The sequence below is a fragment of the Streptomyces himastatinicus ATCC 53653 genome (assembly GCF_000158915.1).
In the GTDB taxonomy this organism is placed as follows: Bacteria; Actinomycetota; Actinomycetes; order Streptomycetales; family Streptomycetaceae; genus Streptomyces; species Streptomyces himastatinicus.
Genome location: NZ_GG657754.1, coordinates 10,012,142 through 10,026,043, shown reverse-complemented (window position 1 = coordinate 10,026,043; position 13,902 = coordinate 10,012,142). Strand labels below are relative to the sequence as shown.

At 72.4% G+C, this 13,902-nt stretch carries 13 protein-coding genes and 4 pseudogenes; 7 read left to right on the top strand and 10 right to left on the bottom strand.

Annotated elements, in window-relative coordinates; translation table 11 throughout:
* The 5 genes and pseudogenes from SSOG_RS57015 to SSOG_RS42415 all read right to left on the bottom strand — a co-directional run.
* Positions 1-132, bottom strand: a pseudogene (locus SSOG_RS57015) (MmcQ/YjbR family DNA-binding protein); the annotation flags it as partial.
* A gap of 51 nt (positions 133-183) precedes the next feature.
* Positions 184-960 carry a GNAT family N-acetyltransferase gene (locus SSOG_RS42430; RefSeq protein WP_009720495.1) on the bottom strand — a complete coding sequence of 259 codons (777 nt, stop codon included), beginning with the start codon at positions 958-960 and terminating at the stop codon, positions 184-186.
* Between the two features lie 82 nt (positions 961-1,042).
* A complete protein-coding gene (locus SSOG_RS42425; RefSeq protein ID WP_009720494.1) occupies positions 1,043-1,432 on the bottom strand; it encodes a roadblock/LC7 domain-containing protein in 390 nt (129 codons plus the stop codon).
* 118 nt (positions 1,433-1,550) lie between these two features.
* Positions 1,551-2,411, bottom strand: a complete 861-nt coding sequence (locus SSOG_RS42420; RefSeq protein ID WP_050800173.1) for a hypothetical protein — start codon at positions 2,409-2,411, stop codon at positions 1,551-1,553.
* Positions 2,408-2,767 carry a hypothetical protein gene (locus SSOG_RS42415; RefSeq protein WP_039940069.1) on the bottom strand — a complete coding sequence of 120 codons (360 nt, stop codon included), beginning with the start codon at positions 2,765-2,767 and terminating at the stop codon, positions 2,408-2,410. The genes SSOG_RS42420 and SSOG_RS42415 overlap by 4 nt, the downstream gene beginning before the upstream one ends.
* A gap of 162 nt (positions 2,768-2,929) precedes the next feature.
* Between SSOG_RS42415 and SSOG_RS42410 the strand changes: the two genes are divergently transcribed.
* Positions 2,930-3,295 (top strand): hypothetical protein, encoded by a 366-nt coding sequence (locus SSOG_RS42410; RefSeq protein ID WP_009720492.1) that lies wholly within the window; start codon positions 2,930-2,932, stop codon positions 3,293-3,295.
* A gap of 9 nt (positions 3,296-3,304) precedes the next feature.
* On the top strand, positions 3,305-3,964 hold the full coding sequence (locus tag SSOG_RS42405; RefSeq protein ID WP_009720491.1) for a PhzF family phenazine biosynthesis protein: 660 nt from the start codon (positions 3,305-3,307) through the stop codon (positions 3,962-3,964).
* Positions 3,965-4,039: 75 nt separating this feature from the next.
* Here the strand turns inward: SSOG_RS42405 and pdxR are convergent.
* Positions 4,040-5,531 (bottom strand): annotated as a pseudogene (gene pdxR / locus SSOG_RS42400) (MocR-like pyridoxine biosynthesis transcription factor PdxR).
* A 52-nt stretch (positions 5,532-5,583) separates the two neighbouring features.
* On the opposite strand from pdxR, the gene SSOG_RS42395 reads away from it, so the two are divergent.
* Positions 5,584-6,414: a methyltransferase domain-containing protein gene (locus SSOG_RS42395; protein ID WP_039940065.1), complete on the top strand. Its 831-nt coding sequence runs from the start codon at positions 5,584-5,586 to the stop codon at positions 6,412-6,414.
* Here the strand turns inward: SSOG_RS42395 and SSOG_RS42390 are convergent.
* Positions 6,386-7,315 (bottom strand): pseudouridine-5'-phosphate glycosidase, encoded by a 930-nt coding sequence (locus tag SSOG_RS42390; protein WP_009720488.1) that lies wholly within the window; start codon positions 7,313-7,315, stop codon positions 6,386-6,388. The genes SSOG_RS42395 and SSOG_RS42390 overlap by 29 nt on opposite strands.
* The gene (locus SSOG_RS42385; protein WP_050800172.1) at positions 7,312-8,472 is read right to left on the bottom strand and encodes a PfkB family carbohydrate kinase; all 1,161 of its coding nucleotides are present in this window, start codon (positions 8,470-8,472) and stop codon (positions 7,312-7,314) included. The genes SSOG_RS42390 and SSOG_RS42385 overlap by 4 nt, the downstream gene beginning before the upstream one ends.
* A 182-nt stretch (positions 8,473-8,654) precedes the next feature.
* On the opposite strand from SSOG_RS42385, the gene SSOG_RS42380 reads away from it, so the two are divergent.
* Positions 8,655-9,560 carry an ATP-grasp domain-containing protein gene (locus tag SSOG_RS42380; protein WP_039940063.1) on the top strand — a complete coding sequence of 302 codons (906 nt, stop codon included), beginning with the start codon at positions 8,655-8,657 and terminating at the stop codon, positions 9,558-9,560.
* Positions 9,557-10,366 carry an ATP-grasp domain-containing protein gene (locus tag SSOG_RS42375; protein WP_009720485.1) on the top strand — a complete coding sequence of 270 codons (810 nt, stop codon included), beginning with the start codon at positions 9,557-9,559 and terminating at the stop codon, positions 10,364-10,366. The genes SSOG_RS42380 and SSOG_RS42375 overlap by 4 nt, the downstream gene beginning before the upstream one ends.
* Here the strand turns inward: SSOG_RS42375 and SSOG_RS42370 are convergent.
* Positions 10,363-11,317, bottom strand: a pseudogene (locus SSOG_RS42370) (IS481 family transposase). The gene SSOG_RS42375 and the pseudogene SSOG_RS42370 overlap by 4 nt on opposite strands.
* Positions 11,318-11,576: 259 nt before the next feature.
* Here SSOG_RS42370 and SSOG_RS42365 point away from each other — a divergent pair.
* Complete coding sequence (locus SSOG_RS42365; protein WP_009720483.1) at positions 11,577-12,335, top strand: thioesterase II family protein; 759 nt, start codon at positions 11,577-11,579, stop codon at positions 12,333-12,335.
* Positions 12,336-12,387: 52 nt separating this feature from the next.
* Here the strand turns inward: SSOG_RS42365 and SSOG_RS42360 are convergent, their stop codons facing one another.
* Entirely contained in the window at positions 12,388-13,605 is a 1,218-nt protein-coding gene (locus tag SSOG_RS42360) for a DUF4032 domain-containing protein (protein WP_009720482.1), read from the bottom strand.
* A 202-nt stretch (positions 13,606-13,807) separates the two neighbouring features.
* On the opposite strand from SSOG_RS42360, the pseudogene SSOG_RS58745 reads away from it, so the two are divergent.
* Positions 13,808-13,902 (top strand): annotated as a pseudogene (locus SSOG_RS58745) (Ada metal-binding domain-containing protein); the annotation flags it as partial.

Below are 13,902 nucleotides of genomic sequence, written 5' to 3'. Positions count from 1 at the left end.
TCGAGGTCTCGTCCTCGGGGAGAGGGCGAACATCTTCCCGGCGACCCGGAAGGTGGGCATGGACCAGGCGATCTTCTCGGTGGTCTGCGGCAGCGACAGCGCGATCCGGCGGACATCGTCAGGCGTGATCATGGCACGACGGTAGAGCACACCACTGACAACGCCACCGGGAACGCCGGGTGGCTATCCCCCGTACACGTACGGCGTGGTGGTGGTCAGCGCTACGAAGCCGAGCCGCTCCAGGATCGGGCGGCTCTGGTCGGACGCGTCGACCTGGAGATAGCGGTAGCCGCGCTCGGCGGCGATCCGGGCGCGGAAGGCGATCAGGGCCCGGTACAGGCCCCGGCCGCGCCACTCCGCCACGGTGCCGCCGCCCCACAGCCCGGCGAAGTCCGCCTCCGGGGGCAGTTCCATCCGCGCGGCGCTCACCGCCCGGTCACCGGCCATGGCGACGACCGGGACGACCGTGTCCGGCGCCTCGCGCAACCGGCTGAGCAGCCGGTGCCTGAGGTGGTCACTGTCGGTGCCGAACGCCCGCGCGTGGACGTCCACCATCAGCTCCACTCCCGCGGCGTCGGTGACCTGGAGCAGCCGCAGTCCCTCGGGGAGATCGACGGCGGTGGGCAGGTCCCGCACCGGGGCGACCATCACCGCCTCCTCGGGCTCGGCGGCGAAACCGGCCGCCGCGAGCCGCGCGCCGAGGTCGCCGGGCCGGTCATGGGCGTACAGCTTCCACTCGAAGGCGCGCCCCCGGGCGGTGAAGTGCCGTACCTGCGCCGCGATGGCCGCGTCCGCCGTGGACGCGTCCAGATCCGACCAGCGGATGCCGTTCCAGTCGTCGGCGGCGCCGGTCTGGCGTACCACCCCGTCCACGCGCTCGATCCGGGTCCCGGGGCCGTCGGGCCGCGCTTCCTGTCTCAGCTGCCGGTCGAACAGTTCCCGTACTGCGTCAAGGTCCATCCGGTCACCCCAGCACCGGGGGCCGGGGCCCGCAACTGGTTTACCGGCGGGGTCACTTGACGGTCAGAGGCCGTCCGTACCGTCAGGACAGCAGGCCGCCGAGGCGTTCCACGACGGCCGGGGCTTCCCGGCGCAGCGCGGTCAGGTCCAGGCCCTCGTCGCCGAGGATCACCAGCAGGGCCTGTTCGCCGACGGCCAGGACGACGCTGTAGCCGCCGTTGCACCGGGTGACCACCTCGCGCAGGCTGCCCAGCCCCACTTCGGCGGCGGAACGTTTTCCCAGCGCGAGCGAGGCCGCGGAGAGGGCGGCCAGGGACTCCGGCTGCACATTGGCGGTGTCGGAGGCCACCAGCAGTCCGTCCGTGGTGGCGACGATGCTCTCGGAGATGCCCAGGACCTGCCCGCGCAGACCGGTCAGTTCCTTGACGAGGTCGCCGGAGGACGCACCGGAGGCGGGTGGGGGGTTGGTCATCGGGGGTCCTCCTCGGACTCCGTGGGGGGGCTCGCCGCCGCTGCGGCTGTCAGCGGCGGTGGTGGGCGGCGGCTGTGAGCGGCGGTTGCGGGCCGGGGAGTCGCTGTCCGTCGCGGGATCAGCCGGTGCTCTCCGGCCGCCGGTCGGCCGGGGTGCGTCTGGGGAGTCCGCCGCCGGTGGGGGGCCGCGGGGGCGCGGCGGGCTCGGCCGCGGGGGTCGCGGGGCGCAACGCGGGGCGCGGTGGCCGGAGGCTGCGGGGGCTCCGGCTGTGTATGAGCTGAAGCGCCTTCATACGGGAGATGTCGAGCAGCACCGGATAGACGCCGCGGCCCAGCGCGAAGGCGATGTCCCGGGGCGAACGGCGTCCGTCGGCGCTGAGGAGGATGTCGCGGTAGCGGGCGGAGAGCCGCCCGATCCCGGCGGTGGCCCGGGCGGACGGCCGGACCCGCTCCTGGCCGAACTCCCGTACCGAACCGAGGGACTTGGCCAGCAGCCGCACCCGGCGGCTGGTCTCCTCGGTGAGCCGACGGGGGTCGGTGCCCTCCCGGTGGCTGAGCCGGGGGGTCGGGGCCTCCCGGTCGACCTGCCAGCTGTCGGGGGTGCTGAGCGCCATGACGAAGGCGGCGTCGTAGAGGGCGCCCACGCACACGATCTCGAGTTCGGCGGCGCTGATGTGGCCCTGGTCGACGAGCGTCGTATCGAGCGGTCCGTCGGGCCCGGCCGCGGTGCAGGCGGCGTCCCACTCCGGTTCGCCGATGCGCCGGGACTTCAGCAGCAGCGCCTCCGCGGTGGGCGCGCCGGGGGTCTCGATCGCGCGGATCGTCCCACGGTGCAGATGAATCGTCCCGCCGATCGACCCGGCGATGGACACGGCTCCGCTGAAACGATCCTGCTGGAGCGAAAGCAGCAGGCCGGGGACGTTGCGCGGCGACGCGCGGTGGGGCTGCTGCTGAGTGCCGTCGCTCATCTCGTCGCTCACGTCAGCACGGCCTTCGCCTGATCGGCCATGTGCCGCATGGCGAGGGCGAGATTGGTGCGGTCGCGGTCGGCCGCGGCACACAGCAGCAGGGGGTCCTGGCCCCGCGGCACCACCTGGGTGATGTGGTGGGAGCGCGTACTGGTGACGACCACGCTCTCCAACTCCCCTACCGCACCGGCCTGGTTCAGCCGGTCGGCGATCAGACCGACCGTCTCGGCGAGTTCCTCGCCCTGGCCGACCGCGGAGGCGTCCCCCACCGCGGCGTAGTGGAGGCCGGTGACCGCGTCCACCAGACGGACGCCCACCACTCCCGGAGACGCAAGCGCTCCGGAGAGCGCCGCTTCGGCTGCGTTCACCTGTGACCTTTCGCTGCGTACGATCAGGCACGTTAGTTTAAGCATCATCTTGCGCAACTTGGACCACTCGGCTACTGGTTATGGTTCCCGAGCTATCGTCTGGCGACAGCTTTGGTACCAACGGGACCATGGGCCCGGCTATCAGCCACGCGAAGGAAGCACATGAACATCGAGAGCGCCCTCAAGGAAACGATGGCCATCGACGGGGCCCTGGGGGCCGCGCTCGTGGACTACGAAAGCGGCATGTCGCTCGGGACGATCGGCGGGGGCCAGGAACTCGACATGGAAATCGCCGCGGCGGGCAACACCGAGGTCGTCCGGGCCAAGGTCCGCACCCTCGCCACGCTCGGCATCACGGACGGCATCGAGGACATCCTGATCACGCTGGGCTCGCAGTACCACCTCATCCGGCTGATCTCCGGCAGCCATGGATCGCTCTTCCTCTACCTGGCCCTGGACCGGGCGCGGGCCAACCTGGCGCTCGCCCGGCACGGGCTGAAGCGCATCGACAACGAGCTGAAGGTCTGACCCCGGGCCATGACGGATCTCGACGTCCTCAGGGTCTTCTGCGGGCCCCGCGGCCACGGCGGCAACGAGCTGGGCGTGGTGCGCGACGGCCGCGCCGTGACCGGTGAGCGGGCACGGCAGGAGCTGGCCGCCCGGCTGGGCTTCAGCGAGACCGTCTTCGTCGACGATCCGGAACGCGGCATTGTCGACATCTACACCCCGAGCGTCCGGCTGCCCTTCGCGGGCCATCCGCTGGTGGGCGTCGCCTGGTTGCTGGACCTCCCCGAACTGCTGCCGCCCGCCGGCGAGGTCCCGGCCCGCCAGGACGGCGAGTTCACCTGGATCACCGGCCGCCCCGCATGGGCGTCCGGGCGGCGCACCGAGCGGTACGCCTCCCCCGCCGAGGTCGACGCCCTCCCTTCGCCTCCGGAGGGCGAGGGCTGGTTGTACGCCTGGGCCTGGCAGGACGAATCGGCGGGGCGGGTGCGCGCCCGCGCCTTCCCCCGCCGCGGCGACGGGATCGTGGAGGACGAGGCCACCGGTGCCGCCGCCCTGGTGCTCTCCGGTGAGCTGGGCCGCGCCCTCAACATCACCCAGGGCGAGGGTTCCCAGATCCTCACCAGCCCCCAGCCGGACGGCTCCATCGAGATCGGCGGCCGGGTCGCCCTCGCCGAGGTCCGCTCGCTGTGACCTGGCTCGCGGTGGCCTGACTCGCGGTGGCCCGGGCGGCGGCGGGCCCGGAGCGGCCACGTCCGGCGGTCCGCTTCAGCGCACGGTGCGCAGCGCGTCGCCGAGGAGGGCCACTCCTTCGGCGATCTCGGTGGCCGTGCGCGCCGCGTAGCCCAGCACCAGTCCGGGCCGCTGCGGGCGGGCTCGGCTGTGCCAGGACAGCGGCTGGGTCTTCACCCCGCGGGCGAGCGCGGCGGCGGCGAGGTCGGTGTCGGCGAACCCGGCGTCGAAGGTGACCATCAGATGCAGTCCCGCCGCGGCGCCGTGCACCACCGCGCCGGGCAGCCGGGCGCCGATCGCGTCGATCATCGCGTCCCGGCGGCGGCGGTGGCGGGTGCGCAGCAGCCGCAGCTGACGTTCCATCGCCCCCGACTCCATCAGGTGCGCGAGCACCAGTTGGGGCAGTGCGGCGTTGCCGAGATCGGCGTAGCGCTTGGCCTCGACGATGGCGTCGCGGTATGGGGGCGGCGGGATCATCCAGCCGATGCGCAGGGCGGGGGCCAGCAGCTTGGACACGCTTCCGACGTACGCGACCCGTTCCGGCAGCATCGAGCGCAGGGCCGGGACCGGGGGCCGGTCGTAGCGGTGCTCGGCGTCGTAGTCGTCCTCGACGATGAGCCCGCCCGCGTCGGCCCAGCGCGTCAGTTCACGGCGCCGGTGGCCGCCGAGCACCACGCCGGTGGGGAACTGGTGGGCCGGGGTGACCAGCACGGCGGGCGCGCCCTGGGCACGCAGTACGTCGACCCGGATCCCGTCCGCGTCGACCGGGACCGGCGGGGTGTCCAGCCGTGCGTGGCGCAGATGCTGCCGGACCCCGAGCGATCCGGGGTCCTCCACGGCGATCTCGCGGATGCCGTTGTCGCCGAGCACCCGTCCGAGCAGCGCGAGGGGCCTGGGTGGTGCCCGCGACGACCACGATCTCGTCGGGCTCGGCCCTGATCCCGCGGTTGCGGGCCAGCCAGTGGGCGACGGCGAGCCGTAGCGCCGGGGTGCCGCGCGGATCGCCGTAGCCGAAGTCGGACGCGGTGAGGGCGGCGAGGACGGTGCGTTCGGCGCGCAGCCACGCGGCGCGCGGGAACGCGGTGAGGTCGGGGACGCCGGGGGACAGATCGATCCGGGCCGGGGCCGCGCGCAGCACGTCGAACACGTCCGCGCCGGGCTCGGTGGCGAACAGGCCGCCGGGCGCGGTGGCGGGGGCGGACTGCCGTACAGGCGTCGCCCGTGCCGTGACGGGCGCGGTGACCACGACGGTGCCGCCGCGCCCGCGCCCGGCGACGTGCCCGTCCTCGGTGAGCCGCCGGTACGCCTCGGTCACCACGCCCCGGGACACGTGCAGTTCGGCGGCGAGCACCCGGGTGGCCGGGAGCCTGCTCCCGACCGGCAGCCGTCCGTCCGCTATCGCGCGCCGGAGCCGCCGGGCCAGCCAGTCGGCGAGCCCACCGGGCGGCGCGTCGCCGAGGTCCAGCTGGAGGAAGTCGGCGCCGGGTGCTTTGGACCTGTCGATGGCGTCTTCATTGGACCTGTCCATCGGACCATTGTGACGCCAGGATCACCGTATGAGCATGGGTGAGGGGCGCGGAATGACAGCGATCGGATATGTCCACGGCTATTCGGATCGGGAGGCCCGGCGGCTGGGCGATCAGGCTGAGGTCCTGGCGGAGTTGCTGCACACCGGCACGGCGTATCCGCCAGGGAGCCGGGTGCTGGAGGTGGGGTGCGGAGTCGGCGCCCAGACGGTGCATCTGGCCGCGAACAGCCCGGGGGCGCGGCTGGTGGCGGTCGATGTCTCCGAGTCGTCGCTCGCGCAGGGCCGCGCGCGGGTGGCGGCCCAGGTGCCCGGGGCCGATGTCGCGTGGCATCGGGCCGATCTGTTCGATCTGCCGTTCCCCGATGCCGCCTTCGACCATCTCTTCGTGTGCTTCGTGCTGGAACACCTGCCGGACCCGCGGAAGGCGCTGACCGCGCTCCGGCGGGTGCTGCGGCCGGGAGGCACCCTCACGGTCATCGAGGGGGACCACGGCTCGGCGTTCTTCCACCCGTACAGCGCCCATGCCCGAGCGGTGATCGACGGGCAGGCGCGGTTGCAGTCCGCCGCAGGGGGGAACGCGCTGATCGGGCGGGAGTTGCAGCCCCTGCTGAACCAGGCCGGGTACCACGACATCGTGGTGCGCCCGCTGACCGTCTACACCGACCGGACCCGTCCGGCACTGGTGAATGGCTTCACCCGCGACACCTTCATCGCCGTGTTCGAATCCGTCCGGAAGGATGTCCTGGCCGCCGGGCTGTCCACGGCCGCCGACTGGGACCGGGGCATCGCCGATCTGCACCGGACCGCGGCCGCGGACGGCACCTTCCACTACACCTTCTTCAAGGCCGTCGCGGTCAACCCGCCGCCGTCGCCGCGTAGTTGACGGCGATGTGCGCACCGAGCCGGGCGTTGTTCTTGACCAGCGCGATATTGGTGCGCAGGCTCTCGCCCTTCGTCAGCTCCACGATGCGGCCCAGCAGATAGGGCGTCGCGTCCTTGCCGCCGATGCCCGCCTCCGTCATCTCGGCGAGTGCCTGCTCGATGACGCCGTCCATCCGCTCGGCCGGGATCTCGTCCGCCTCCGGGACCGGGTTGGCGATGCTCAGCCCGGCCGGGAGGCCCAGGTCCCACTGGGCGCGCATCACGGCGGCGATCTCCTCCGGGGAGTCGGCCCGCAGCGGGGAGGCGAAGCCGCTCACCCGGGAGTAGAACGCGGGGAAGTCGTCGGTGCCGTAGGTGAGCACCGGCACGCCCAGGGTTTCCAGGGTCTCCAGGGTGAGACCGATGTCGAGGATACTCTTCACCCCGGCGCTGATGACCGCCACCGCGGTGGTGGACAGCTCGGTGAGGTCCGCGCTGATGTCGAAGGACTGCTGCGCCCCTCGGTGCACCCCGCCGATGCCGCCGGTGACGAAGGTCCGGATCCCGGCGAGCGAGGCGAGCCGCATCGTGCTCGCCACGGTGGTCGCGCCGTGGCCGCCGCGCGCCATGACATGGGCCAGGTCGCGCACGCTGACCTTGCCGACGGACCTGTCGGTGGCGAGCAGTTCCAGATCGGCGCGGTCCAGTCCGATGCGCGGCGTACCGTGGAGGACGGCGATGGTGGCCGGGACCGCGCCCTCGGCGCGGACGATGGCCTCGACCTCGGTGGCCATCTCGACGTTCTGCGGATACGGCATGCCGTGACTGATGATCGTGGACTCCAGCGCGACCACGGGCCGTCCGTCGCGCAGGGCCTCCCGGACTTCCTGGTTGAGGGTCAGCCGGGGGTGGGGGGTGGTCATGTCGTCCTCCGCGGTGGGGCGTGTCGCGCGTCCTCGACGAGGGGCGGGGTGAGCGCGTCCTCGACGAGGCGCGGGGTCAGATCGGGCCGTACGGTGGCGGTGGTCGCCACCGTCAGCGCGGCGGCGGCGTGGCCGTAGCGGGCGGCGGCCACGGGGTCCTCGCCGGTGAGCAGGGCGTGGACGAACCCGCCGAGCATCGCGTCACCGGCGCCGGTCACGTCCTGGACCTCGGCCGGTGGCGCGTCCAGGAAGGTGACGCCCTCCTCGGCGCCGCTCAGCAGCGAGCCGCGCTCGCCGAGCCGCACCCATACGTACTGGACGCCGCGCTCGTGCAGCACGGCAACGGCCTCGGTCAACTCCTGGTCCTGGCTGATGTCGCGAAAGGTGTCGCGGCCGGTGAGCGCACCCAGCTCGGCCACGTTCGGGGTGACGGCGAAGACCGGGCGCCCTGCGGCGAGCAGCGGGGCGAGCAACGCCGCCTTGGGCACGCTCACCGGGTCGATCACCGTCTGCACTCCGGCGGCGCTCGCGATGTCCAGCGCGTAGGCGAGCGCCGACGAGGAGAGGTTGCCGTCGAGCACCAGCATGCTCGCGTTGCCGATGAGTTCGCGCGCGGGCTGGAGGTGCTCGGGGCCGAGCCCGTCCGTGGCGGCCATGTCGGCGACGGCCACGGCCAGTTCGCCGTCGGCGTCCAGCACCGCCGTGTAGGTGCCGGTGGGCTGTGCACAGCGGTGGACGTGGTCGATCCGCACCCCGGTGGCCTGGGTCTCGCTCAGCAGCCGCTCCCCCGCCGGGTCCTGGCCGACGGCGGCGATGAGATGCGTCGGGGTGCCCAGCCGGGCCAGGTTCTCCGCCACGTTGCGGGCCACCCCGCCGGGGCTGGTGTGGGCCTGGCCCGGATTGCTGGTGCGGTACGCGAGCGGCGCCAGGCTGCGCACCTTGACGTCGACGTTGGCGCCGCCGACGACCACCACCGCGTGCTCCTGGCGGAGGATGTACCCGCGCCCCAGGATGGCGCCCTTCTTGCCCAGGTTGGACAGATGGACGTTGACCGCCGCCCGGGTGGTGCCGAGGGCGTCGGCGATCGCCTGGGCCCCGGACAGGGGGTCCCGGCGCAGCAGCGCGAGAACTTCCCGCTCCCGCCTGGTCAGCATCATGCTCAGGACAATAAAGGAAATTTAGCGCGATAAACAGAGCCTCGTGAACAGAGCCCCTCGAACAGACCGTCGGGGGCAGGAAATGGCGGGAGAACGCGTGATGACATCCTGAGGGCCCACGGACTTGCCGGACCCGCTCGGCGGCAGCCCGGGTGAGGTGTCCGGTGAGAGGAAGAAGGCCGATGAGACTCTGCTTTCTGGTGGAGGAGCGCTATCGCCACGACGGAATGCCGCAAGAGGTGATCCGTCAGCTCTCCGCCTGGGGCCATCAGGTGGACGTTCTGCGGCCCGGCCGCTCGCTGCTGCGGATATCCGACGCGATACGGGCCGGAAGCCATGACGCCTGGGTGCTCAAGACCGTCTCCGGCGGACCCGGTCTGACGCTCCTGGAGGCCGCGTCCGCGGTCGGGCTCACCACCGTCAACGACGCGCGGTCCATTCGGGGGGTACGGGACAAGGCGCTGGCGGCGGCGATCGGCCGCAGCCGTGGCCTGCCGGTGCCGACCACCTATGCGGCGGCCTGCCCCGAAGCGCTGGCGGAGCTACCGGAGTCGGAGTTCCCGCTGGTGGTCAAGCCCGCCGACGGCAGCTCGGGGCGGGCGGTGCGGCTGGTGGAGTCGCCCGGACGGCTGGCGGCGCTCGGTCCCGAACTGGCCCGCGAGGGCATGCTGATCGCCCAGCCCTATGTGCCGAACTCGGGCATCGACCTCAAGGTGTACTGCGTCGGCGGCGAGTTGTACGCGACCGAGCGCGGCTCACCGCTCGGCCCGGACCGGGGCGTACGGGGGCGCCGGGTCACGCTGTCCCCCGAAGTGGCCGCGATCGCCGCCGAGGTCGGTGCCGTGTACGGACTCGACCTGTACGGGGTGGACATCCTGCTCGGTCCGGACGGCCCGGTGGTCGTCGACGTGAACGACTTCCCCAGCTTCAAGGAGGTTCCGGACGCCGCTGCCCGGGTGGGGCGCGCGGTGCTGGAGCTGGCCCGGCGGGGCACCACGGCCACCGGCCCCGGAAACGACCCCGTCGCGGTGCCCGTTCCGGTGCGGGTGCCGGTGCAGATGCCCGCGACCGTGGGAGGCGCCGGATGAGGGTCGGGCTCATCACCGCCGACCCGGACCATCAGCTCCTCGCCGACACGGTGGCCCTGCTGACGCCGCGCCATGAGCTGGTCGCGGTCGATCCGGAGGCCGCGGACGTTCCGGGCGAGCTGTCCGACGTCTATCTGCTGAAGGCGCGTACGCCGCGGGCGCTGGCGCTGGCCCGGTCGCTGGAGGCGCGCGGCGCGGCGGTGGTGAACTCCGCCGCGGCCACGGAACTCTGCCAGGACCGGACGGCGATGGCGGCGCTTGCGCGGCGGGCGGGCCTGCCGTTCGCGGAAACCCGTACGGTGTCCGCGCTCGGACGGCTGGACCCGGCGCGGCTCGGGTACCCCGTGGTCGTCAAGAGCCGCCACAGCCGCCGTCACGATCTGGTGGCCCGGGTGGACGACCCTGTACGCCTGGCGGAGCTTGCCGCCGCATGGCCCGACGAGCCCGTGGTGGTCCAGGAGTTCACGCCCAACGACGGCTGGGACCACAAGCTGTGGGTCGTCGCGGACACGGTGTTCGCCGCGCTGCGCACCTCCGAGCTGTCCGTCGGCAAGGGCGACCGCCTGACGCTGCCGCTGCCCCTGGACGATCTGCCGCCCGGATGGCTGGATCTGGTCCGTCGGGTCGGTTCGGTGTTCGCGCTGGAGGTGTACGGGGTGGATGTGCTGCGCGGGCCGGACGGCCCGGTGATCGTGGACATCAACGCGTTCCCGGGGGCCCGGGGACAGGCGGGCGCACCGGAGGCGCTGGCGGCCCTCACGGTGCGCGCGGCCGGCCGCAGGCCCGTCGTACGGGTGCCGCTCTAGGTGTGCTGTCCGGAGAGGTTGGTGATGCGGCTGGCTGGGGTGCGGCCGCTGATTCCGGTGTGGGGTCGGTGGTAGTTGTACCAGTCCAGCCAGTCGGGAAACGCTGCCTGCCGTTCGCCTTCTGAGGTGTAGGGCCGCTGGTAGGCCCACTCGTCCAGCAGGGTGCGGTGGAAGCGTTCGACCTTGCCGTTGGTCTGGGGCCGCCAGGGGCGGGTCCAGCGTGGGCGGATACCCAGCTCACGGCAGGTGTGGTGCCAGGTGTTCTTGCTGTAGGCCCAGGCGTTATCGGTCAGCACCCGCTCGACGGTCACGCCGCGTGCGGCGAACCAGGCGGCAGCTCGACGCAGGAAGTCCGCACAGGTGGCCGCCTGCTCGTCGGGCAGGTGCTCGGTGTAGGCAAGGCGGGAGTGGTCATCCAGCGCGGTGTGCAGGAAGGCATGGCCGGTCCCGTTCCTGTTCTTGCGGCCGGCTGCCCGGCCCAGGGCTTTGTGGCCGCCGCCGTCGGGGATGCGGCCGAGTTTCTTGACGTCGATGTGGACCAACTCGCCGGGGCGGGAGCGTTCGTACCGGCGGACGGGTTCGCCGGTGGCCCGGTCCAGCGTGGCCAGTGGTGGCAGGCCGTGGCGTTGAAGAATGCGGTGAGCAGTAGAGGCGGCGACGCCGGCACGGGCCGCCAGTCGCAGCGGACCGATCTGGTGTTCACGGCGCATCCGCAGCACCCGCTCCTCCACCAAGGCGGGCGTCCGGCGTGGTGAGTGGTGGGGGGCGGCTGGAGCGGTCGTGCAGACCCGCTGCCCCGTGGCGGCGGTAGCGCCCGGCCCAGCGAGCGGCGGTGGTGTGGCTGACCTGGAACCGTTCGGCCGCCCGCCGCAGCGGCCAGCCGTCGTCGACGACGCACCGGGCCAGACGCAGCCTGCCGGTCGGGGTCAGCGGGGCGTTACGGTGGATCAACGAGGGCCTCCTGGGCATTGGTGCAGATGTCGCAATCCACACCGAAACCAGAGGCCCTCGCCTCGTTCAAGCACCCCTCACGGCGCGTCGCCCGTCACCAACGTGCCGGGACAGCACATCTAGGGCCCGTAGGGGGCACACCTCACCAACGCGTCCGAAAAATAGGGGTTGTAGCCCTTCGGGCCGACCCGGCAGGCTTGTATCCGTGTGCGTGCGCGCGAGCGCGCGCTGTCGAACCAGCGGCACGAAAGGACGTCAGGTGACCGCAAACCCCACCGGCACCAGTCTGTGGATCAGGCAGTTCCATCCCGCGCCGGACGCGACGACGCGACTCGTCTGCCTGCCGCACGCCGGCGGATCGGCCTCCTACTACTTCCCCGTGTCGAAGGCACTCTCGCCGGGCGTGGACGTACTCGCCATCCAGTACCCGGGCCGTCAGGACCGCCGCACCGAGGAGTGCATCAGCACCATCGGCGAGCTGGCCGACGCGCTGGTGCCCGAGCTGCTGCCGTACACGGACAAGCCGCTCGCCCTCTTCGGGCACAGCATGGGCGCGACGCTCGGCTTCGAGGTGGCGCTGCGCCTGGAGCAGAAGGGCGTGGTGCCGGTGGCGCTGTTCGCCTCCGGGCGGCGCGCGCCGTCCACACAGCGCGACGAGTCGGTCCATCTGCGCGACGACGACGGTCTCATCGCCGAGATGCAGGCGCTCAGCGGCACCGATTCGCAGGTCCTCGGGGACGAGGAGCTGCTGCGGATGGTGCTCCCCGCGATCCGCAGCGACTACAAGGCCGCGGAGACCTATCGCTACACGCCGGGCCCCAAGCTCGCCACCCCCATCCACGTCCACGTGGGCGACAGCGACCCCAAGGCGACGATCGACGAGGCCCGCAAGTGGGGCGAGCACACCAACGGCGGGTTCGAGCTGCACACGTACACCGGTGGCCACTTCTACCTGAACAACGAGGCGCCGCGGGTCATCGCGTCCATCTCGCAGACGCTGTCCGCGCTGCGGCCCTGACCCGCACCGCGCCGCACGGCCCTTCCGGTCCGCCCGCCGTCCCGCCCGCCGGTCACCCCGGCGGGCGGACGCCGCCCAGGACGTTGCGGGTGTAGTCCTCGGCGGCGGCTTGCAGGCCCACGTCGCCCTGGCACCGTTCGGCCAGCAGCCAGCGGTGTTCCAGCACCTCGTAGTAGATCTGCGCGGTGTCGGCGGAGCCGCGCAGCTCCAGGGGCACGGCGCGCACCGTCGGCCGGAACTTGTCGCGCACCCAGCGGTGGGCCAGCACCTCCGGGCGGGCGCCCAGCGGATCGCCGGGGGCGTAGTCGTCCTGGGTGGCCATCCACGCCTCCAGGTCGTTCAGCAGGCTACGGGCCTGGTTCTCCTCCGCGTCGAGACCGGTCAGCCGCAGCAGTTGGCGCTGGTGGTGGCCCGCGTCCACGACCTTGGGCAGGAAGGTGACCGTGTCCCCGTCCGGTGAGCGCTCGATCTGCATCTCGGCCACGTCGAAGCCCAGGTCGTTCAGGCGCCGCACCCGCCGGTCGATGTAGCGGCGCTTGGCCACCGGATAGACGGACTGCCGGGTCAGCTCGTGCCACAGCGCGGTGTAGCGCTCCTCGATGGCCTGGCCGAAGAGCACCGGGTCCACCGAGGGGTGCAGGGAGCCGCTGGCCTCCAGGTCCATCAGCTCCCCTGCGATGTTCACCCGGGCCACCTCGACGTCGTACGACCGCTGCCCGTCGGTGAGCTTCGGCTGGATCTGCCCGGTCTCGGCGTCCACCAGGTACGCGGCGTACGCGCCCGCGTCGCGCCGGAAGAGGGTGTTCGACAGCGAGCAGTCGCCCCAGGCGAAACCGGCGAGGTGCAGCCGCACCAGCAGCACGGCCAGCGCGTCGAGCAGCCGCTTGATGGTGCTGGGCCGCATGGTCGTCTCGAACATCGACCGGTACGGCAGCGACCCCTCCAGATGGCGGGTGACCAGCACCGGCTCCAGCGGTTCACCGTGCCCGTCGGTCCGCCCCGTGACGATCGCGAGCGCGTCCACGGCCGGTATGGCGAGCCGGTCCAGGTCGCGCAGCAGCCCGTACTCGCGCACCGCCGCCCACTCCCCGACCTCCTTGACGGCGACCACCTCGCCACCCGCCTGCGCGAACCGCACGACGTGGCGGGAGATGCCGCGCGGCAGGGCGACCAGATGCTCGTCGGGCCACTTCTCCAGCGGCGTGTGCCACGGCAGATCGAGGAGGGACGCCGGCTGCTCGGGCGAGGTCGCGGTGATCTGGAGCTCCATGACTCACCAGTGTGCGGCACGGGTGTGCGCCATCTCGACACTCGTGCCCGCGCTGATCGTCCAGATCCACACACCCTGCGCGAACGGTCGGGCGGCACGCGGCGTCCTACGCCTCGCCGGAGGCCACGGAAGAGCCCGCCCTGAGCGTCATGTCCGTTTTCCGCCAGCACACCGCCCAGGGATGGCGCACAGTAGGGGTGTGATGAGCGAAGACAGCATGTACGAGGCGGTGTGCAGCCGTGATGCGCGCTTCGACGGGGAATTCTTCTTCGCCGTCGCCACCACCGGGATCTACTG

Excerpts from the sequence above, each read along its gene's own strand:
- SSOG_RS42430 (WP_009720495.1), bottom strand. The coding sequence starts at position 960 with ATGGACCTTGACGCAGTACGGGAACTGTTCGACCGGCAGCTGAGACAG.
- SSOG_RS42425 (WP_009720494.1), bottom strand. The coding sequence starts at position 1,432 with ATGACCAACCCCCCACCCGCCTCCGGTGCGTCCTCCGGCGACCTCGTC.
- SSOG_RS42410 (WP_009720492.1), top strand. The coding sequence starts at position 2,930 with ATGAACATCGAGAGCGCCCTCAAGGAAACGATGGCCATCGACGGGGCC.
- SSOG_RS42405 (WP_009720491.1), top strand. The coding sequence starts at position 3,305 with ATGACGGATCTCGACGTCCTCAGGGTCTTCTGCGGGCCCCGCGGCCAC.
- SSOG_RS42395 (WP_039940065.1), top strand. The coding sequence starts at position 5,584 with ATGACAGCGATCGGATATGTCCACGGCTATTCGGATCGGGAGGCCCGG.
- SSOG_RS42390 (WP_009720488.1), bottom strand. The coding sequence starts at position 7,315 with ATGACCACCCCCCACCCCCGGCTGACCCTCAACCAGGAAGTCCGGGAG.
- SSOG_RS42385 (WP_050800172.1), bottom strand. The coding sequence starts at position 8,472 with ATGATGCTGACCAGGCGGGAGCGGGAAGTTCTCGCGCTGCTGCGCCGG.
- SSOG_RS42380 (WP_039940063.1), top strand. The coding sequence starts at position 8,655 with ATGAGACTCTGCTTTCTGGTGGAGGAGCGCTATCGCCACGACGGAATG.
- SSOG_RS42375 (WP_009720485.1), top strand. The coding sequence starts at position 9,557 with ATGAGGGTCGGGCTCATCACCGCCGACCCGGACCATCAGCTCCTCGCC.
- SSOG_RS42360 (WP_009720482.1), bottom strand. The coding sequence starts at position 13,605 with ATGGAGCTCCAGATCACCGCGACCTCGCCCGAGCAGCCGGCGTCCCTC.